Annotated in this window: 17 protein-coding genes and 5 pseudogenes; 11 read left to right on the top strand and 11 right to left on the bottom strand. The window is 62.6% G+C overall.

Annotated elements, in window-relative coordinates:
- Positions 1–221: 221 nt before the first annotated feature.
- Complete coding sequence (locus WJ542_RS31175; RefSeq protein WP_411193381.1) at positions 222–995, top strand: SDR family oxidoreductase; 774 nt, start codon at positions 222–224, stop codon at positions 993–995.
- Positions 996–1,114: 119 nt separating this feature from the next.
- Positions 1,115–1,792 (top strand): DUF4410 domain-containing protein, encoded by a 678-nt coding sequence (locus WJ542_RS31170; RefSeq protein WP_411193380.1) that lies wholly within the window; start codon positions 1,115–1,117, stop codon positions 1,790–1,792.
- 103 nt (positions 1,793–1,895) lie between these two features.
- On the opposite strand, the gene WJ542_RS31165 is transcribed toward WJ542_RS31170, so the two are convergent.
- Positions 1,896–2,687 carry a hypothetical protein gene (locus tag WJ542_RS31165; RefSeq protein ID WP_411193379.1) on the bottom strand — a complete coding sequence of 264 codons (792 nt, stop codon included), beginning with the start codon at positions 2,685–2,687 and terminating at the stop codon, positions 1,896–1,898.
- A gap of 74 nt (positions 2,688–2,761) precedes the next feature.
- Between WJ542_RS31165 and WJ542_RS31160 the strand changes: the two genes are divergently transcribed.
- Together WJ542_RS31160 and WJ542_RS31155 are read left to right on the top strand one after the other, a co-directional pair.
- Positions 2,762–3,448, top strand: a complete 687-nt coding sequence (locus tag WJ542_RS31160) for an O-methyltransferase (RefSeq protein WP_411193378.1) — start codon at positions 2,762–2,764, stop codon at positions 3,446–3,448.
- A 121-nt stretch (positions 3,449–3,569) separates the two neighbouring features.
- The gene (locus WJ542_RS31155) at positions 3,570–3,959 is read left to right on the top strand and encodes a beta-propeller fold lactonase family protein (RefSeq protein WP_411193377.1); all 390 of its coding nucleotides are present in this window, start codon (positions 3,570–3,572) and stop codon (positions 3,957–3,959) included.
- Between the two features lie 14 nt (positions 3,960–3,973).
- Here WJ542_RS31155 and WJ542_RS31150 read toward each other — a convergent pair whose 3' ends face one another.
- The 3 genes from WJ542_RS31150 to WJ542_RS31140 form a co-directional block, all read right to left on the bottom strand.
- A complete protein-coding gene (locus WJ542_RS31150; RefSeq protein WP_411193376.1) occupies positions 3,974–4,894 on the bottom strand; it encodes a LysR family transcriptional regulator in 921 nt (306 codons plus the stop codon).
- Between the two features lie 84 nt (positions 4,895–4,978).
- Entirely contained in the window at positions 4,979–6,895 is a 1,917-nt protein-coding gene (locus tag WJ542_RS31145) for an SMP-30/gluconolaconase/LRE-like region family protein (protein ID WP_411193375.1), read from the bottom strand.
- 119 nt (positions 6,896–7,014) lie between these two features.
- Positions 7,015–7,968, bottom strand: coding sequence for an alpha/beta hydrolase (locus WJ542_RS31140; protein ID WP_411193374.1), 954 nt, complete (start codon positions 7,966–7,968; stop codon positions 7,015–7,017).
- 160 nt (positions 7,969–8,128) lie between these two features.
- Between WJ542_RS31140 and WJ542_RS31135 the strand changes: the two genes are divergently transcribed.
- From WJ542_RS31135 to WJ542_RS31120, 4 genes and pseudogenes are all read left to right on the top strand, one after another.
- Positions 8,129–8,689 (top strand): TetR/AcrR family transcriptional regulator, encoded by a 561-nt coding sequence (locus WJ542_RS31135; protein WP_411193373.1) that lies wholly within the window; start codon positions 8,129–8,131, stop codon positions 8,687–8,689.
- 139 nt (positions 8,690–8,828) lie between these two features.
- Entirely contained in the window at positions 8,829–9,053 is a 225-nt protein-coding gene (locus WJ542_RS31130; protein ID WP_411193372.1) for a hypothetical protein, read from the top strand.
- Positions 9,054–9,075: 22 nt separating this feature from the next.
- A pseudogene (locus WJ542_RS31125) lies at positions 9,076–9,216 on the top strand (CmcJ/NvfI family oxidoreductase); the annotation flags it as partial.
- Positions 9,217–9,476: 260 nt separating this feature from the next.
- Positions 9,477–9,647 (top strand): annotated as a pseudogene (locus tag WJ542_RS31120) (aminotransferase class V-fold PLP-dependent enzyme); the annotation flags it as partial.
- Positions 9,648–9,671: 24 nt separating this feature from the next.
- On the opposite strand, the gene WJ542_RS31115 reads toward WJ542_RS31120, so the two are convergent.
- Genes WJ542_RS31115 through WJ542_RS31095 form a run of 5 tightly spaced genes read right to left on the bottom strand, consistent with a single transcriptional unit; the run spans position 9,672 to position 15,768 of the window.
- Complete coding sequence (locus WJ542_RS31115; RefSeq protein ID WP_411193371.1) at positions 9,672–9,938, bottom strand: PAAR domain-containing protein; 267 nt, start codon at positions 9,936–9,938, stop codon at positions 9,672–9,674.
- Between the two features lie 32 nt (positions 9,939–9,970).
- Positions 9,971–11,887: a T6SS phospholipase effector Tle1-like catalytic domain-containing protein gene (locus tag WJ542_RS31110; protein ID WP_411193370.1), complete on the bottom strand. Its 1,917-nt coding sequence runs from the start codon at positions 11,885–11,887 to the stop codon at positions 9,971–9,973.
- Positions 11,877–12,347 (bottom strand): hypothetical protein, encoded by a 471-nt coding sequence (locus tag WJ542_RS31105; protein ID WP_411193369.1) that lies wholly within the window; start codon positions 12,345–12,347, stop codon positions 11,877–11,879. The genes WJ542_RS31110 and WJ542_RS31105 overlap by 11 nt, the downstream gene beginning before the upstream one ends.
- On the bottom strand, positions 12,344–13,237 hold the full coding sequence (locus tag WJ542_RS31100) for a DUF4123 domain-containing protein (RefSeq protein ID WP_411193368.1): 894 nt from the start codon (positions 13,235–13,237) through the stop codon (positions 12,344–12,346). The genes WJ542_RS31105 and WJ542_RS31100 overlap by 4 nt, the downstream gene beginning before the upstream one ends.
- Positions 13,238–13,239: 2 nt before the next feature.
- Positions 13,240–15,768 carry a type VI secretion system Vgr family protein gene (locus WJ542_RS31095; protein ID WP_411193367.1) on the bottom strand — a complete coding sequence of 843 codons (2,529 nt, stop codon included), beginning with the start codon at positions 15,766–15,768 and terminating at the stop codon, positions 13,240–13,242.
- A gap of 403 nt (positions 15,769–16,171) precedes the next feature.
- On the opposite strand from WJ542_RS31095, the pseudogene WJ542_RS31090 reads away from it, so the two are divergent.
- Together WJ542_RS31090 and WJ542_RS31085 are read left to right on the top strand one after the other, a co-directional pair.
- Positions 16,172–16,624: pseudogene (locus WJ542_RS31090) on the top strand (hypothetical protein); the annotation flags it as partial.
- Between the two features lie 105 nt (positions 16,625–16,729).
- Positions 16,730–17,200 carry a rhodanese-like domain-containing protein gene (locus tag WJ542_RS31085; protein ID WP_411193366.1) on the top strand — a complete coding sequence of 157 codons (471 nt, stop codon included), beginning with the start codon at positions 16,730–16,732 and terminating at the stop codon, positions 17,198–17,200.
- Positions 17,201–17,209: 9 nt separating this feature from the next.
- Here WJ542_RS31085 and WJ542_RS31080 read toward each other — a convergent pair.
- Together WJ542_RS31080 and WJ542_RS31075 are read right to left on the bottom strand one after the other, a co-directional pair.
- Positions 17,210–17,317 (bottom strand): annotated as a pseudogene (locus WJ542_RS31080) (IS5/IS1182 family transposase); the annotation flags it as partial.
- Positions 17,318–18,260 (bottom strand): annotated as a pseudogene (locus WJ542_RS31075) (IS701 family transposase); the annotation flags it as partial.
- On the opposite strand from WJ542_RS31075, the gene WJ542_RS31070 reads away from it, so the two are divergent.
- Positions 18,207–18,650 (top strand): AAA family ATPase, encoded by a 444-nt coding sequence (locus tag WJ542_RS31070; RefSeq protein ID WP_411193365.1) that lies wholly within the window; start codon positions 18,207–18,209, stop codon positions 18,648–18,650. The pseudogene WJ542_RS31075 and the gene WJ542_RS31070 overlap by 54 nt on opposite strands.
- Positions 18,651–18,702: the final 52 nt, after the last annotated feature.

The following is an 18,702-nucleotide window of genomic DNA, read 5'->3' as shown; positions in this document are numbered from 1 at the left end:
GGAGTCGTGCGGACCCGCCGGCGAATGTTTTAACGCCACGTGAATCGCCAGTTCGGCGTTGCGCGGCATGGTTCGCTGCCACGCAAACGAGCATCAAAAAACTGTTCGCCATTCCTGGATGGTGATTCCAGAATCATCCGCTTTATGCCCGATTCCTGGCCGATATCATCATCGGCAACAGGAGGCCGCATCGGGCGGCGTCCGGCACGGAGGAACGGCTCATGGCAAACCACAGCATCGAAGGCAAAACGGTTCTCATCGCGGGTGGCGCGAAGAATCTGGGCGGACTGATCGCGCGCGATCTGGCCGCGCACGGTGCGAAGGCGGTGGCGATCCACTACAACAGCGCGGGCACGCAAGCGGCCGCCGACGAAACGGTCGCAGCGCTGAAGGCGGCCGGCGCGCAGGCCGCGGCGTTGCAGGCCGATCTCAGCTCGGCCGCGGCAGTCGAAAAGCTGTTTGCCGACACGGTAGCCGCCGTCGGGCGCCCGGACATCGCGATCAATACGGTGGGCAAGGTGTTGAAGAAGCCGTTCGTCGAGATCACGGAGGCGGAATACGACGAAATGGCCGCCGTGAATTCGAAGACCGCATTCTTCTTTCTGCGCGAAGCGGGCAAGCACCTGAACGACAACGGCAAGATCGTGACGCTGGTGACATCGTTGCTTGGTGCGTTCACGCCGTTCTATGCAGCCTATGCCGGCATGAAGGCGCCCGTGGAACACTTTACGCGGGCGGCGGCGAAGGAGTTCGGCGCGCGCGGGATTTCGGTGACGGCCGTGGGCCCCGGCCCCATGGACACACCGTTCTTCTATCCCGCCGAAGGTGCCGATGCGGTGGCCTATCACAAGACCGCGGCCGCATTGTCGGCGTTTTCGAAAACGGGGCTGACCGACATCGGGGACGTCGTGCCGTTCATCCGCCATCTCGTGAGCGACGGTTGGTGGATCACCGGCCAGACCATCCTGATCAACGGCGGCTATACGACGAAGTGAGCGCGACGAAGTAAGCGCGGCGAAGTGCCCGGCGCCAGCGCCGCCGGGCATCTGACGGGATCCGGGCGCGCGGAACGGGCAGAATGACGGCATCGTCTTCTATCCGTCCGGAGCGTTCGATGAGTGTCTCGCGATGGCTGTGTCTCCTGGTGGCCTGGTGCATGGCCATTCCTGCGCCTTCCGCCCTGGCACAGAGTCAGGGCGCAGGAGCGTTGCCCGCGGCCGCGCCGGCGGTCGTCTATGTGAGCGACTTCGAACTCGATACGGCCGACGTCACGCCCGATACCAATCCCGTGGATCAGGCGCACCGCATTGTCGGCAACATTCTGCCCGGCGGCGGTCTGCTGCACCGTCGCAACCCCGAGATGACCGCGCCCCAGATCGTTTCCACGATGGCGCAGACGGTCGTGGACGACCTGCGCAAGAAGGGCATCGATGCGCGCCGGCTGCCCGCGGGCGATCCCAGGCCGGCGCAGGGCTGGCTCGTGCGCGGCGTGTTCCTGAGCGTGGACGAAGGCAACCGCGTGCGGCGCGCGATGGTGGGCTTCAACTCGGGCAAGAGCCAGTTCGAGGTGGCTTTCGCCGCCGACGATCTGGCCACCCAGACATCCACGCCGCTCTATCAGGAAGTCGAGGGCCAGTCGGGCCAGCACGTGCCGGGTGCGGTCGTCGCGCTCAATCCCTATGTCGCGATCGCGAAGTTTGCCCTGTCGCGCGGCGACGAGAAGAAGGCGCTCGCGAACGCGGCGGGCCAGGTGGCCGATGCCGTTGTGGCGAAGGTACGGCCCGCGCCATGACGGGAGGCCATGAATGAACGTGCCTGCGTCTATGAACCCGGGCTCATGGCAATCGCCCGCCAGGCCGATGGCGTGAGCCCGCATGCCTGTTGCCAGGCGTGAGTCAGGTGAGCCGAGTCGTAGAAGCCGGCGGCGTGGGCGGTGGCCGTAATCGATTCGGCCTGGCCACGCATACGCTGACCGGCGATCGTGGGCGCACCGCCTGGCGCAGCACACCAAAGGCGAGTCCGTCGTTCGCCAGTTGGCGTTGCAGCGTGCGCGGCGAGACCGCCAGTTCCGCTGCGCATTGCTCCAGGTCGGCCGCGGGTTCGGCATAAAGGCAAGCCGCGGCTTCGTGGACGGCAGATCGATCGAGCCCCAGCCGCCGCGACAGTGAAATCAGTGCCCGCTCTCCCAGATGCGCATCTTCGGCAGCGCGGGTTGCCAGCCATTCGATGCAGCCCTCGCTCAGCGCGGCGCGCAACCGGTCGTCGCGTTCGCTCGTGCGCGGCGTTCGGCGGATCGTCGCCGTCTTCGTGCCCGGTGCCGCGACCACCCTCACCACCGTCACCACGCCAAACGTCGCTGCCTCGTTCAATGCGTTCCACCGTTGTTCGAACGCGCGCGTCGTCAGCTCAGGCGGGAAGAGCGCGGCTAGCGGACTCGCGTCGCAAGCGGCGGCGTCGGCCAGGTTCCGCCGCGCCTGCCGGGGCGTCACGCCGCTCGCGTTCGCCGCGCGCGCTGTGTCGGCGTAGGTTTCATGGCTCACGACGCCGTTGACCATGCGCTCCACCGCCTGCGCAAAGCGCGCCGCCGGCCGGCAGGCGACCGTGCCGCAGGGCGCAAGCGCATCATGGAGCACGCGCGCGGCCATCAGGCGCGAGCTGGGGTGTCGTTCGGAGAATGGCGCGTCCATACAAGCTTTCCTGGGTCAGCCGGATCATCATCCGCCGTGTTCAACCCACGGAGGACTTATCGATGCAACCCGCGATGCAACCGGCAACCCTGCCATCGTATTTCATCGGCGACGCACACGTCGATTCGACGCTGCAGCGGCTCTATGCCGACGCACTGCGTGCGGACCCCATCGCGCGCGCTGCCGCGACGGGCCGCGGGCTGGAGGAGGGCGCGCCCGACTTCTACGCGGCCATGAAGGACGCCTACATGCCCGTCACACCCGATCTCGGCATGTTGCTCTACGCGCTCGTGCGGGCCACGGCGGCGCGGACGGCCGTCGAATTCGGCACCTCGTTCGGCATATCGGCGATCTGGATGGCGGCGGCCTTGCGCGAAAACGGCGGCGGGCGGCTCGTCACGGCCGAGAGGGACGAGACCAAAGCCCGGCGCGCGGCGCTCAACCTTGCGGAGGCCGGCGTGGATGCGGCCGTCGAAATCCGCATGGGCCCCGCGCAGCAAACCTTGGCCGAAGGCCTTCCCGAAAGCGTGGATTTCGTGTTCCTCGACGGAGCGAAGTCGCTGTATCTGCCCGTGCTGCAACTCGTCGAGCCGCGCTTGCGGCGCGGCGCGCTGATCGTCGCGGACAACACGGACATGCCCGACGCAAAGCCTTTTCTCGACTACACGCGCCGCGAGGCCGGCGGCTACCGGTCGGCCTCGCTGGCGACCGAGGCGCTGGGCGCCCGGCATCCTTTCCGGCTGCTCGTGTGGGCAGGGTGAGGGCGGCGAGTGGGAGGAAGGGAATTCGCTGGCAGTCCGGTGATCGAATGCGGCCGCGAGTTGACGACCTCCGCCGCGCTGGATTACCGTTTTCGGGCACTTGCCCGGAGACTTCCCCAACATGCCCGCCACTGTCCGCAATTCGCTGCTCTGGATTTTCGAGCCTTTCGAGCGCCACGTCACCTACGTCGGCAAACGGATGTTCGGATGCGACGCCGCGTATCTCGACGGCCTGCTGTACCTCGTGACCGGCGATGGCGACGAGCCGTGGAACGGCTTGATGATCTGCACCTCCCAGCCGCATCACGCCGCGCTCATCGATGAACTGCCCGCCTTGCGGCCGCATCCGGTGCTCGGGAAGTGGCTCTATATTTCGCAGGACGACCCGGCGTTCGAAGATACCGTGGAAGCGGTCGTGGCGCGGGTGCTGGCGCGCGATCCGCGCATCGGCGTCGAACCAAAGCCGCGCAAGCGCGGCCGCAAGAGCCTCTTGCCGAAGGGCGCTGACTGACGCGCATTTGCCAGTCAAGCGCGCCGCTTTTTTCCTTCTTCGTGACCGGCTGCGCGAATGAAATCCACGAACGCCCGCAACGGACCCGGCATGTGGGTCCGGCTCGCGTAGTAGAGATACGGGCCACGAAAGCTCTGCCACCACCTGGCCAGCACGGGCACGAGCGCGCCGGATTCGATCGACGGCCGCAAGAATTCCTCGAACGTGTAGATGATGCCTACCCCCGCGATGGCGGCGCCGCGCTCCAGGTCGGTCGTGGACGCCACGAGCGGACCGTTCGGCGTGATGCGGACGACCTCGCCGTTGCGCTCGAATTCCCACGCGGGCGTCACGCCGCTGTCGAAGCGATGCCGGATGCACGCATGCTGCAGCAGATCGCGCGGATGGCGCGGCTCGCCGTGCGCTTCGAGATAGCGCGGCGCCGCGGCGGCGACGAAGCGCTGCCTGCGCGGGCCGATCGGAATGGCGACCATGTCTTTTTCGATGCGTTCGTCGTAGCGGATGCCGGCATCGAACCCGGCGGCCAGCACGTCGATGAACGTATCGTTGGTCACAACTTCCAGCGTGATTCCCGGGTGGGCGGCGAGGAAGTCCGGTACGAGCGCCGGGAGGATCTCGCGCGCCACGATGGAAGGCACGTTCAGGCGCAGCGTGCCCGTTGGGCTGTCGCGAAAGCTGTTGATGGCGTCGAGCGCACCGGCGATCTCGCCGAAGGCCGGCGCGAGCCGCTCGAGCAGCCTTTGGCCCGCCTCGGTGGGTGTGACGCTGCGCGTAGTGCGATTGAGCAGGCGCACGCCAAGCTGTTGCTCGAGGCGCCGGATCGCATCGCTCAAGGCCGAGGGCGACACGCCGCGCGTGAGTGCCGCAGCGCGGAATCCGCGTGCCTGCGCCACGGCCACGAAGGTGCTCAGGTCGGAGAGGTCGGGCTCGGACATTGTGCGGAAATCTGGACAACCGATTAAATTCAGTGGAGATTATCGCACGCCGGGGCGGCGCCTGGCCCTACGTTCGGACCGGCATCACGGATGCCAGTGATAAACGACGACGCTCGATCCGTTGTAGTTGTCCTTGGTGATCACATAGTCGCCGGTCGACCGCAGGTACGCGCGCACGCCGTACATGGAATCCACGTCGTTGCCGACGTCCATGGCCGACGGGTTCGAATTCGTCAGCGTCGTGACGAAGCTGCCCGTATTGAGGTCGTATACGTCGATGTTCGGCACCGTATGCACGTAGCCGACGAACAGATAATGGCCGGCTGCCGCGATCGATTTCGGGTTCGCGTTCGTCAACTGGATGACGGGAGTCCGCCGGGTCGTGTTGCCGGCCTTCCATCCGTGATAGACCTCGATGTATCCGTTCATCGCCGTCCAGTCCCAGCTTCCCGAAATGCCCTGAGCGAGGATCATCGTGTCGCTGTCCGATTGATAGATGATCCGCGCGAGCGGCAGCACGGTGTGCGGGATCTGGATCGTCGTGGCCGCGCCCCATGACGGCTTGCCGTTCGCGTCGAAGCCCGTCATCGGATAGTGGTAGATCTGGTTGGTCCGGTTGAGGCCGGCCCACACGTCGCCGTTGCCGTCGATCGCGAAGCCGGCCGTGACCTGCAGGCTCGTGTTGAACGCCGTGCCCGGAATCGAGCCGTCCGGAATCGCGATGTAGCCGCTCGACGGCTGGAAGTAATAGAAGTTGAAGTTGCCGGGGTTCTGGCCGGACGCGACGAGAATGCGGTTGCCGCCCACCACCACGAGTTGTCCGAAATGCTGGCCGCGCTGATAGTCGTTCATGTTCAGGCGCGGATCGTTCGGGTAGGTGAACGGATCGATTGTGTTCGCAACGAACGTGCCGCCCGACGTGCCCGTATAGATGTTGTTGCCGCTGTAGAACCAGGCGCCGTCGGTGGCGGGGTCCGGTGCGGCGACAGCCTCGAAATTCAGCGCCTGCAACGTCCATTGCAGCGTGCCTGCCGGGTTGTACGACTGAATGTGGGTACTGCCGTTGCGCCCGAGATCCCAGCCGCCGCCCCACGCGTTGTCGAGCACGTACAGATTGCCGGCCGCATCCTTGCCGATGCCGACCACGCGCGTGAAACGCTTGTCGCCAACCTGCCCCTTGATGCCCGTGGTCGTGTCGAGATAGCCGCCCTGCACGCCGAACGTGCCGACCTGCACGGGCACGCCGACCAGCGCGTAGCACTTGATGTTCATGTCGGGGCCCTCGTCCCCGACCAGCAACTGGTTCGTCAGCGCGTCGAAATCGAGCGCCGAAGGGCGCGCGCCCGGCGCCATCTGGATGGTGTTCATCGGCGCGCCGCCCGGGCTGAACTGCGCGACCACGCCCGCGCTTTCGCGCGCGACCCACAGGTTGCCCGCCGCGTCGATCGCGAGCGCGCCGGGTTGCTGCACGGCGATGTCGCGCTGCCAGACGCCGTCGGTTGTGTAGACACGGACGCGGTTGCCGTAAAAATCGCTGGCGTACAGCAGCGTGCCGGCGGTGGCGAGCCCGGTGATCACGTCCGCGTTCTGGATGCCGGTCCACGTGCTGACCGGAATGCGCAGATCGCGCGTGTTCGAACTGCGGTTGTAGCGGCCCACCGAGCCGCTGCCGAATGACTGGTCGTCGCCGAGCGCGACGAAAATCGAGGTCGCGTTGCCCGTGATCGCGCCGCCCTGGAACTCGTCGTGCGTGCCGATCGTGCCGAGCGTCTGGCCGTTCTGGTAGATCGCTACGCCGCCCGCGTTCTCGTCCCAGCGCGACGACGTATAGATGACACCTTCGGGCGCGACCCACATCGAGCGCGCGCCGTTGCCAACGTGCGAAGCCAGGGTGCCGAACGTATTCGCGAGCCAGTCAGTCGTGTATTGCGCGTAACCGGCAGGCGCCAGCGTGGCGGTGAAGAGACCCAGCAATGCCGTGCAAATCCGTTTCCTGTACATGCAACAATGTTCTCCTGACTGTGCGTCACGCTGGTGTCATTCGTGGCGCATGAGATGGCAGAAATTGCGTACATGAAGTGTACTGAAGAAATCGGAATGGCTCTTCCAACCCTGCACGCCTACGAGTGCTCGCGCGCCACCTCGACACAGAAGTCGTGAATGACGGACACCATCTGGTTGAGCCCGGGCTGCTCCAGCGGATAGTGCCCCGCGTTTTCGAGCATCTCGACCTTCACCGGAACACGCCCGATGCGCTGGAGAAACAGCTCGCTCAGATGCAGCGGGGTCCAGCGATCCTGCGCCGGTTGCGTCAGCAGGATCGGGCACACGTCGAAATGTTCGGGCTCGATGTCGGGCCGATAGGTCGTGTAGCTGGAAAGAAAGCGCATCGTCACCCATTTGCCAGCCGACGTGCGGTCCGCCATGCAGGCTCTCAGCGCTGCAGCGTCGTTGACCAGCGCGTGCATCTTGCTCGCCACTGCCATAGGCATGCGAAAGCCTGCCAGCGGGGTACGGTCGAGCAGCGTGGCCAGCGGCCCGCCAACGCGGCTCATGAACAGATTGCGTGCCGTCTCGTCGCGGACCTGTTGCATGCGTTGATCGAGAAAGGTCATGCCGACGATGCCTTTCACCTTTCGGTTCCTGGCGGCGACGTGATAGGTCTCCATGCCGCCGGCGCTAAGGCCGTACAGCACGATGGGACGGTTGTCCCTGGCCAGTTCCGTATCGACGAGATCGCTCCCGGCCTGCACCCAGTCGTCGTAGCGAACCGGCTTGCCGCGACCCACCTGCGTGAGGCCGTATTCCGGCATGTCGATCGCGATGGCCTCGAAGCCCCTGCGCGCGAGCTGGGAGCCGAGTATCGTCGACATCTGCCGGCCATTCGTGCCGACCCCATGGAAGAGGATGACTTTCAGCGGCGCGGCGGCATTGCGGTAGGTGTCGAGATGGATAAGGTGCGCGCCCCATTGCCACCATTCTTCCTGCGGCTCCTGCCCCGGGTGCAATTGAAACTCGGCGGGAAGAAAGCTCTGGATACGTCGCCAGTTCGTTTGCTGTGCATAGGTCGTCATCTGCGGTCTCGCTTCGGAAGGCACCATTCGACCGTGCCGGGCCGCTGGTGTAAAATCAAACAAATGTCGGATACAAATCTAACTTATGTCGGATTCAAAATCAAGCACCGCCCGCGTGCGGGATGGGCGACGCCCCATGCAGGAGCGTTCCGCGGCCCGGATGGCCAAAGTGACGGAAGCGGCCGAACGCATGCTGGAAGCGGTCGGACCCGAGAAAACGTCCATCCCCGCGCTCGCCGAGGCAACGGGGGTGCCTCGGGCCGCGATTTACCCCTTTTTTCCGGACAAATACGCCCTGTTTTCGCATCTGGCCCTGGAGCACATGGACGGGCTGACGAAGGCGCTGGCCACGTCGAAGGCGGAGCGCACGCGTAGCTGGCGAACGTGGATCGAAGCGGTGGTCAAGGTGGCTGCCGGGTACTACAACGCGCATCCCGCGGCGAGCGTCCTGCTGTTGCGAGGCGCATTCGCCGACACCGACCGCGCGGCGCACGAAGCCAAGAACGCGACCATCGGTGCGCTCTTTCGCGCGAGAATCGCCAGCCTCGGCGTGCTGAAAGCGTTACCGGCTACGCCCGACGCTGCCACGATCGCCGTGGAAATCGCCTTTGCCTGCATGAAGCACGGTTACGCAACGGAAGGTACGGTGTCCGCAGCGATTTGCCAGGAGGCGTCGCGCGCGGTCATTGCGTATCTCTCGACATGGGACGATCCGCGTTGATCGGCGGTTCCCAGGTAGTCCGGCAGCCCGCAGTGTACGGAATGAAGAACGCGTGGAATGCAATGCACAAATGGTTGTTTGGCGGCAGGCCGGACGGTGACTAGATTGAAAAATCATGCAGCTCGATGGAGCGCGCGTCATGTCACGGTTTACGACGATCTGCTTTCGGGCGCTGCTCGCGCCCATCTCTTTCTGGCACGGTCGGGGCGGCGGTCCTGACGAGGCGCCATCCCCCTCCACGATCGAAGTGCCGGACCAACGGGAGCGGCTGGAGCGCATCGCGCTCTATGCCCGAGCCGGATATTTCCGCATGGGCGGCCCGCTCGACATGATGAACATGACCGGGGAAATTCCGCTCGAATGAGGCGGATCGATACGGCCGGCACTCGCGCAGCATCGATCTGCATGATCTCGTGCCAGCCGATCTCATCTATCCCGACAAGGTTGGCGAGACTTATGTCTTCGTCCACAACCCGCTGCGTCGCTGGTACGACTTCCCGCTGATGACGCCCGACAAATGCCTGCTTTGATTCGTCATGCCCTCTCGCGGCGCCATGATTCGGGAGCATCGATGAACGAACAGCGACTGGCTCGACTGGGCCGCGAGAAAGACGCTGCGCAGGGGACTCGCGACGGCGAAGCCGGGAGGTCCGCGCGCGGCTTGGAATCTACCTCCACCACATCGCGGTGACGCATCCGGGCTGATGCGGATATTTGCGAGCGTTTCGACGGGGCACGCTCATGCATTGTTGAGAACCCGTTTTGCCGCAGGCCATGATCGACCGGCTTCCATGCGCACGAGAATTCGAACATTCAACGCGCCGCGCACACGCTTGCGGGACGCGCCACCGATGCCTACGAAGCAGCACGCGAAACCGTGCGGCGTTTCATTGGCGCCTCGTCTCTCGAGGAAATCATCTTCGTGCGCGGCACGACCGAAGTCATCAATCTGGTATCGTGCGACCATGCCATAATGGTCGGCTCACGCCTCCTGATCGGAGATGGTCATATCGCCCGAAGCGATCACGAGGCTCCCACATGCAGTCCTGCACCGATGCACCACGATGGGTACGCCCTCGTCCAGCATGGCGCCAGCTTCGGTAATCGGGTTGTCTCCGTGTGCCGGACAACTGACCCAATCGCCGAGGCGCGCGTTATGGTGACCGTCGATTTCCATGCTTCCACTGACCCTGATGACTTTGCCACCGTGGCTGGTTTCATCGCCTTCACGGCATATTGCATGGTCCATCGTAAAACTCCCTTTTTGGTTGTCGAGGTATCTCACAGACCTAGCGCAGTTCTCGTAGCCTGCCAGTTCTCCTCCACCGCCTGCGTTCCGCTGTCAATGACCTTGCCCGCTACCTGTTGCGCCTGCGTGGCCGCGTTGATAGCCTTCTGCCTTACGGCATCCATGGCTTCGGACATGCTCTTCTGCACGGTGTTCACCGAGCTGATGACGACTTTTTCACCCTCGTCAATCCTGGACACCACGATATTCCTGCTGGTCTGATAAACCTCCACCGTGTACTTCTGGCCGGCATCCACCGTGTCGAGTACGAACTGCTCCCCGACCTTGTAGGTCGAGGTAGCTGTCTTCACTCCGGAGTTCCATGTTTCGGCCACGACGCCCTGAGCCGTGGCGTAGACCTTGATGACAGCATCCTTCTCGGCCACCAGATTGTCATCCAGCCATTGCAGTCCCACCGCCATGACATTCCGGCTCGACTCCGAAATTCCGCGCGGACGAAAATAGCTGAATGGCTCAACGCCATATAGGAAACCAGCCTTCGAGTCATGCACGTATCTACCGACAAAGGCCACAACGTCATCGCTCGCAGTGCTGTCCCACGCCTGCAGTCTCCACGCCTCAGGACTGACACTCTGACCGTAGGTCGCACCCAGGAAGTGCACCGTAACGGAATCCGTTGCTGGTGGATGGCTGCGCAATTCCTGCACCTCGTTCGCCATACTCTGATGACCAACCATCCTGTACCCGATGCTGTTCTGGTGATCTGGAGTCCTGATTCCCTTGCGATACATCGTTCCATACGCCGAGTACAGGGCCTTCATGTGTGTGTCGATCTGCTTTTCGACCAGGCCGAAAGTGGGTACGGCGCTCATGTAACGTTCGTAGGCTGCCTCGGTCTCGGGCATTACCTTGAAGCGCTCATCAAATATCGCTTTGATCTTTGAGTCTCTTGCCATCTCGCCATACGTCGGCAGTCGAACTCCAGCTTGCACGGCTGCGTCCATCATGTCGCGCATCGGAATGCGCGCGTAGTTGTTGGAGCGATTTTGGGCGGTCGGCTCATAGCCACCACCCACATCCGAATGCACGCCCGGGTATACGGTTTCCGTCCAGTTCGGTATCAACTGTCCGCTCTGGCGGATCAGGTCTACCGGGAACGAGAATCGCAACTCATGCGCAGCAACATAGTGCACACACCGTTCTACCGCGCCGGGAACCTTCAGGTTCTTCTCGGTGAAGAACGAGTCCATGTTGGTTGCCGGACCGCCGAACGAAGCAACGGTATCGAAGAGTCCCATGAAATGAATGCGCGTCGGGAAGCCCTGATATGTCAGTTGACCGGCCTTGTCCGTGCCGCAGCCCTTCAGAAAATCATTGCTGAAGGCGCGCGCCAGTGCGGCGCCGCGCGAGAAGCCGAAGATCGACAGGTTGATCATCTTGATCAGCCTGTGCTCCGCGAGTGCCTTGCTCAAGTCGCCAAGACTCTCGTTCCTGCCTTTTTCTGCATACGCTTTCGTCGTAGCATTCAGTTTCTTCGCGTTGTCCAACAGCACGTTACGCAGCGCGTCATTGACGTTGCTCCTTCCGAATTCCGTGCGCCGGGTTCCGCCAGTTCCGCTGGCGAGACCAACAAAACTATCCTGTGTATTGATCCACGCCTTGTCCAGCCAGTCGGTCGCCTTGCCGTTAAAAGGCGTGCCGACGCCTGATACATAGATGGCGTGAATCGCCTTTCGCGACTCCGAAGACATTTGTGTGGCAAGCCACATCCTTGCTGGATTGGACCATCTCTTTGCCTTCTCATCGTTGTCCTTGTTATTTCCTGTGCCGTCAAAGAACACACCTATATTGACAACATCGGAACAATCCTGTTTTGGGCCAGGTGGCCCTGCAGGAATATCGCGATTAGCGGCCTGGGCCGACTGCAGGTTTTCCTTTTTACCGGGCATCGATATGGTTCTCCCTGTAAATCTCTTCGCCTTTTGGTGTCGCTTCCGGGAGATACTGGGAAAGCGTCAGTTCCGCCGTATTGTCTGGGTAGATATGAACACCCAGATAACGATCATCGTCCGAAATCTGGTCTGCTGTCAGACTCAGCCCGTTCTCAACAGCAACGGTGTCACCAGTATCAGCCCAGCGCCACGAAAGTGTTTGCTTGCCGAGTGGTATTGTCACGCCCGTCATGACACCACCGCCGCCACCGTATGCGCCGGCGCCACCAATTTCACTCCCGTCAAGAAGCACTTCGAAAATTGGCCTGTTAAAATAGTTGAACAATACAATGTTAAGTACTATTTCTTTTTTTGCGAGGAATCCCATTTCATTACTTCCGTCTTTGCATGCGGGAATTATTGGGGAAAGCAACACCAGCGCCATCAGGCGCATCACCACTTCACGACGTGTCGTCATGGAAATTGCTCCAGCGCCTCCGTCAGGGCGAGCCGTCGCGACCTGACCTTTTCGAGTAACGTCTCAATTGCGCTGCTCTCCTGCATCCGCGGCCCGTAGATCAGCCCGGCGCAGACGTAGTTGACGATGTCCTGCATGCCGGAGAGGTTCAATTTGCGCGCTTCCTGCAGGTGTTTCCCGACACGGGCGTATTGCTCCTGCTGCGGTATGGCTGCCAGAAGCCCGGGCTTGTTCGTCTGGATATGGCCCAGAACGTGATCCGGCACACTGGCCTCCACAAGCATATCTACCTGCGTCTGCGTAAGCCTGAGCGGAAGCGCAACCTTCTTTTCAGTTCCGCCGGCAGCGTCCGGAATAATCCGGTGCATCTTTCCGCTGCGGTCCCAGTACCACCACGCCGCTACACCGAATAGAAATTGTTCCCGTTCGCGTGGAGTCAGTACGGGACCGGGAATATGCAGAGTGGGGTCGTCCTGTTGTCCAACCAGCGTTCCGAGAATTGCCGGATCCCAGAACGCGAAAATCATCGCGTCATCATCGGGCAGGAGAACTTCCGTGAATGCATGTAGATGAGCAAACAGCTCATCGAAACCAAGCGGACTGGCAATCACACTGATGGCCGCAGGCATCGCCGGGCCGTAACGGGCAAGCCACTGCCAGCATTCGTCCCGTGCATTGAATGCCGGAAGCGTCATGAGGTGAGGCGCAACGGCTTCCAGGTCCGGCCCCTGCCGGTGAGTCAGCAGGCATTGGCTGTGCGTACCGGGGGTGGCCTCCCGTAGTTCGGCCGGGTGCCGCTTGTCCTGTGCCGCGTCCGCGATCAGATAGAAATACGGCAGCGGTTCATCTGGAAGCTGTTGAACGTGCCCATGGAGTTCGTCGATACTCACGGTCAGGTTCCCTTGTTAACGAAGGCTGACCGGTTCATCGCCCTCTTGAGAAGGCACTCGATACATACATCTTTGGGCAGCATTGGCATCGCGACGGGGAGGCTTTTCGGCCCGTTGATGCTTTTCGATCCGGAATGTACGATCCAGCTTCCGTTCGTTCCGGTCTCGACGCTCCCACCATTCCACCTCGTATAGCTGCCGCCTCCATTGATGAGAAGCTCTTCTTTTGCCGTGATGGTGATGCGATTGGCGGTATGACTGATGTTCAGCTTCGCGAGGATGTTGATACTATCTTTCAGCGCTTGAAGATCGATGTCGCCACTGGCGGCAACAAGTTTCATTCCCGCTTTCTGGCAGAACAACCGGACCCCGTTCAGGACGCTCGCCAGAAGCCGGCCACCTGCCGAGAGGCTGAAGTGTTGCCCGCTCGTCAGCGCCATATGCATACCGCTCGCGATGTGAGTCGATTCCGCGGTTGTGGTCTCAATCCCGGCAGGACTGGAGAGGATCAGATGCGGGCTGCTCAGCTCGGGGAACGAGTTGTCGCTGGTCTTCGCACCGCCTTTGATAGCGTCATTCTGGGCCTTGATGGCTTTGGCAACGTCGCTCTGGTCACCACCGTGATCCTGTGCCAGGTTCTGCTGTGCGAGGTCCGCAAGAATTTCATGCTGCTGTCGCGCCTGGGTGAGCCGCGCCACCGTCTCGCCCATGTCCATCATCGGGGCCGTTGCCCCGGCCCGCGTCTCGGTCGTCACCAGCATGCCCTTGTTGGCCCGCACGACCCCGTGCGCATCGGTGGCCATCTCGATACCCTCACCGCGCGCCACCGTGCGCCCCCTGTTGCCCTCGATGCGCGTATTGAACCCCGCCACGAACCGCGAGTTCGCCTGGTCGCTCGCCACCTGCACCTGGAGCCTGCCGGGCGTGTCGTCCGTCACCACGCTGTTCGACGCGATGCTCTTGCCTCCAATGTCCTGGCTGCGCCAGCCCGACAGCGCGTCGTTGCCCTGACCCGGCAGGTCCCACGGCGTCGTGTTGTCGTTCGTCGTATGGCTCGACAGTACGAACGGACGATCCGGGTCCTCGTTGATATAGCCCACGTGCACGTGGTCATCCACGCGCGGAATCCAGACCGCCCCGTAACGGTTGCCCTGCCACGGCTGCGACAGCGGCACCCAGCACGTCGCGCGACCGTCGCGTTTGCCCCGCCGGTCCCACGTCATCCACAGCTTGAGCCGCGCCATCTGGTCCGTGCAGATGATGTCCTTGTCGTACCCCGCCACGATGGCCGTCTCCGCGAACGCGCGCGGCTTCTTCGCGGTCAGCGGCGTGCGGTACACCTCGTTGGCGTCCTGTGCCGTGAAGCTCGTTTTGCACGTGTACTCGCGCTGCGGCTGTCCGCTTTGCGTGACCGTATCGTTGTTCACGATCTCGATCTTCGTGCCCGTCACTACGTATTCCATGTTGGCCGGGGCATACGGGAAGCCTTCCAGGTAGAACGCGAAGCCCGTCTTCAGCCCCCGCAGGTTGCCCTTACCCCTGATCCGCAGGGACTTGCAGCGGTGCGCCTCGGCCCGCATGCGCGCCAGGTGGTCCGCCTCGAACTCCCAGTCGTTGCGCTCGCCATGCAGGCCCATGCCGCCCTGGAGCGGCTGCGCGTACTCGGCCGGGATATATTCCTCGGCGTTGTCGCCCGTCGCCGCGCGGTGGATCTGGATCGTGCGGTTCAGGTTCGCCTCGCCCCACGTATAGTCGTAGTCCGTCACCGTCACCTTGCCGGTCGTGAGCGCACGCGACAGCGCCAGCTTGTGGATGTGTTCCTCGTCAATGCGCTGGCCGCCCCGGTCGAGGTAGCGGATCGTCCGCCAGGCCGCGCCGTGCTTTTTCCAGCTCGCGCCGTCGAACAGCCCCAGGGTGTCCTTATCGTAAAAAAACGTGATGCCCCACTCCTGCCATAGGCGGTTCAAAAAATCCCAGTCGCTTTCGTACCATTGGCGTACATAGTCGCGCTTCGGGTAGCTCTTGCGCCCATAGCCGGGACCGTCCACGCGGTAACGCACCATCACCGGATAATCCGCCAGCACCTCGCGGGTGATCCCGATCACGTCCTGGTCCAGGAACACCCGGTTTTCGCGGTTCAGGGTCAGCAGCCAGAGGCTGGGCCGCAGGCGCAGGCGCCAGGTCACGCGCCGCTCGTCCGCCCCCAGGCACTTCACCCCGGCGATCACCCCCGAGATTTCCCGCACGTCCGCCCCGGTGTTGACCGCGCCGCCGTCCGCCCGGGTGCCGTTGCCCTCGCAGGCGATCTTCACCGTCATGTGCTTGCCGACGAGCTTGTTGACGTCGACGTACCGGGGCACCTGGGTAAAGTGAACCGCCTCGATGGTCGTGACGTCCACCTCGTAGTCGTAGAGGCGGCCCAGCTTCTCGACGCCGCGCAGGCGCGCGGCCACGAAGAGGGGCGTGCCGTGGTATTCCGGGAACGCGTCGCTTGCCACCTCCAGCGTGCGCGGCTGGGTATTCCAGGACATCCGTGATCCTCCTTACAGAATTTGGCTTGCCCGTTTATATCCTGAACAAGATAAAAGAAGCCCGGAGAATTGGAAATCCGAAAACACCCAGAAAGCCGATTCCCGTTGCGTGAAATGCCGATAAATTGACATTCGACAAAAACTGCCTGGCCCGATCACCTGCCTCACACAAACAGTCGACAGTTAGCTCTTCGTGGACTGCCGGCAACCAGCTATCGATGCCGCACGTAAATGATGGGCAAAGATAAACACGGAAGAATCGAATAATTCTCAGCGCCTCGGTTCATCGCCACGCTTGCACGGACATCGCTAGCCAGAACCTGTTGTCCGGAGGCTGCAATCATGTCCGCCCAGGCACACACGCTTCTCGACCGTCTTCAGGAACCTTGCTCTGCTGAATCATCCCGACGACCTCGACGAGCTGCTGACGAAGCTGTGGAAAGAGCCCGCGTTTTTTCTGACCCACCCGCTCGCGATCGCCGCGTTCGGCTGCGAATGCACGCGTCGCGGCGTGCCGCCGCCGACGGTCAGCCTGTTCGGCTCGCAGTTCATCACGTGGCGCGGCATTCCGTTGATCCCGTCCGACAAGGTGCCGGTCGCCGACGGCAAGACGAAGATCCTGCTGCTGCGCGTGGGCGACAAGCGCCAGGGCGTGGTTGGCCTCTATCAGCCCGGCGTTGCGGGCGAGCAGAGCCCGGGTCTTTCGGTGCGCTTCATGGGCATCAACAACCAGGCGATCGCGTCGTACCTGATCTCGCTCTATTGTTCGCTCCCCGTCCATTCGCCGGATGCGCTCGCGGTGCTCGATGACGTGGAAATCGGCAAGTACCATGATTATGCAGACACCTACCGGTAATCCTGCGGGCGCTGCTGCGGCTGGCTATAGACGGCGAAGCCGAGGCGCGTCGCGCAGGTCAACGGTTTCACGAGCCGCCCCAGCGCGGCAAGCAAAGGAGGCAGCATGGCGGTGGAAACGGAAGAACGCACGATCGACACGGCGCTCGCGGCGGCGCTCGCCGCGGCGCAAGCGAAAGACTTGCCCTTTGCGGGTGGTGTGTCCCCTGACGACGCGTGGAGGCTCTTTTCAGCGGGCGAGGCACGCCTCGTCGACGTGCGCACGGCGGAAGAGCGCAAGTTTGTCGGCCACGTGCCGGAGACGCTGCATGTGGCATGGGCGACGGGCACCAGCCTGACGCGCAATCCGCGCTTCGTGCGCGAGCTCGAAGCGAAGGTTGGCGGCAAGGACGCTATCGTGCTGTTGCTGTGCCGCAGCGGCAACCGTTCGGTCCAGGCCGCGGAAGCGGCGGCCAAAGGCGGCTTCACGCAGGTGTTCAACGTGCTCGAAGGTTTCGAAGGCGACCTCGACGACGCGCAGCGGCGCGGCGGCCGCAACGGCTGGCGTTTCCATGGCCTGCCGTGGGTACAGGACTAAGGGACGGTTTCATAAAGGCTGTTGAACTCGCTGAAGAGTGTTCCAGCAGATCAAGCAACAACCGAGTTTGAGGAACGCTTCATGAATGTCTGCACGACGTTCGAAGCGAATACGTAGATTCGGAGTTTTTTTACGGCCTTCATTGAGGCGCTGTGCGACGAGAAACCCGTAGGCGGCGATACATAGCGAGGCGTGGTGATGAAATCCGCGCCACCCACGCCCTTCGAAGTGTCCGAGGCCAAACTCCTGCTTGACGTCCTGGTAGTCACGCTCAATGCGCCAGCGCATTTTGGCAACGTGAACGAGATGTTCAACAGCCGTCTCTTCTGGCAATGTTGAAAGCCAGTATTGGGTTGGTTCGAGTTCGCCGATGGGCCATTCGATAAGCAGCCATTCTTCATCGCGCGGCGTAGCCCGCCAATAATCGCGGTGAGAGGCACGCACACGCAGCGCCGCAAAACGGGAACTCAAGGCAGTACATGTACCTTCGCGCCACGAAACGGTCTGATAGCGGGATGGTTCGAGCGCTAGCGCCAAGTCTTTGACTGCGAGGGATTATGCCCCGGCACACGTCGCTGCAGGCTTCTTGGCCGGCCAGCCTTGCCTGTTGAAGACTCCGCAGGCAGTGGGACGGCGCCCGGTGGCCATACGCGGGGCTCGACTGAATACCCATCGCGTACTGCAGTCCCATTTCACTAACGCCGTCACGAAACGCCGTGTCGTTTCCATAACCCGCATCGGCCAGCACCACTCCGTCCGGGGTACCGCTTTGTCGTGCTTCGCGTAGCTGTTTGATGGCGATCTGCGGCTTGGTCGCAAAGCCAATTTGCTCGGGAAGCCCTGCCAACTGCCGTCTCGCCGGATCCTCCGCCCACTCCTTCGGAAGGTAAAGCTGACAAGCAACGGGCAAGCTCGCCTCCGCCGTAGCGACCGACAGGCTCACGGCCACCTGACAGTTATCCTGCTTCCCCAACTGTCCACAGTATTGCCGCGCCACGCCCACTGAATGCTTTCCTTTCTTCGGAAAGCTCGTGTCGTCAATGATCCAATACAGCCCGTTTGGATCATTGACGAAGCCGAGAACCTGCCCAGCGAGTTCTTCCGCGACTCCCCGTCGTTCCTGAACTTCGCCTTCGACGCGTGCAGTCTCATCACCGTATGGCTCTCCGGCCATCCGGCCCTAGCCACGGTACTCCAGCGCAATGCCTACGCCGCGCTCTACAGCAGCATCCAGACCCGCGTGCAACTGCAGCACGTCACCGAACACGCGCGCTTCTCCAAACTCATCGCGCTCGCGCTCAGAACTGCCGGCTGCACCCACACGCTGCTCTCCGACTCCTGGTTTGAACTGCTGCGCGCGGGTTGCGCCGCAAGGCCGGGCACATCCTGGCACCGCCATGCAACTGGCAATGCCCCGAGGACTGAACCATCTGCCCGACGAACTGCTTGATATCGTACTTTGCAGATGCTGCTTCAAGACGTTCTCCCTTGGCCTCCTTCTT

Source organism: Paraburkholderia yinzeri (assembly GCF_046581065.1).
Taxonomy (GTDB): domain Bacteria; phylum Pseudomonadota; class Gammaproteobacteria; order Burkholderiales; family Burkholderiaceae; genus Paraburkholderia.
Note: the sequence above shows the minus strand (reverse complement) of the source record. Positions and strands in the feature narration are given on the sequence as shown.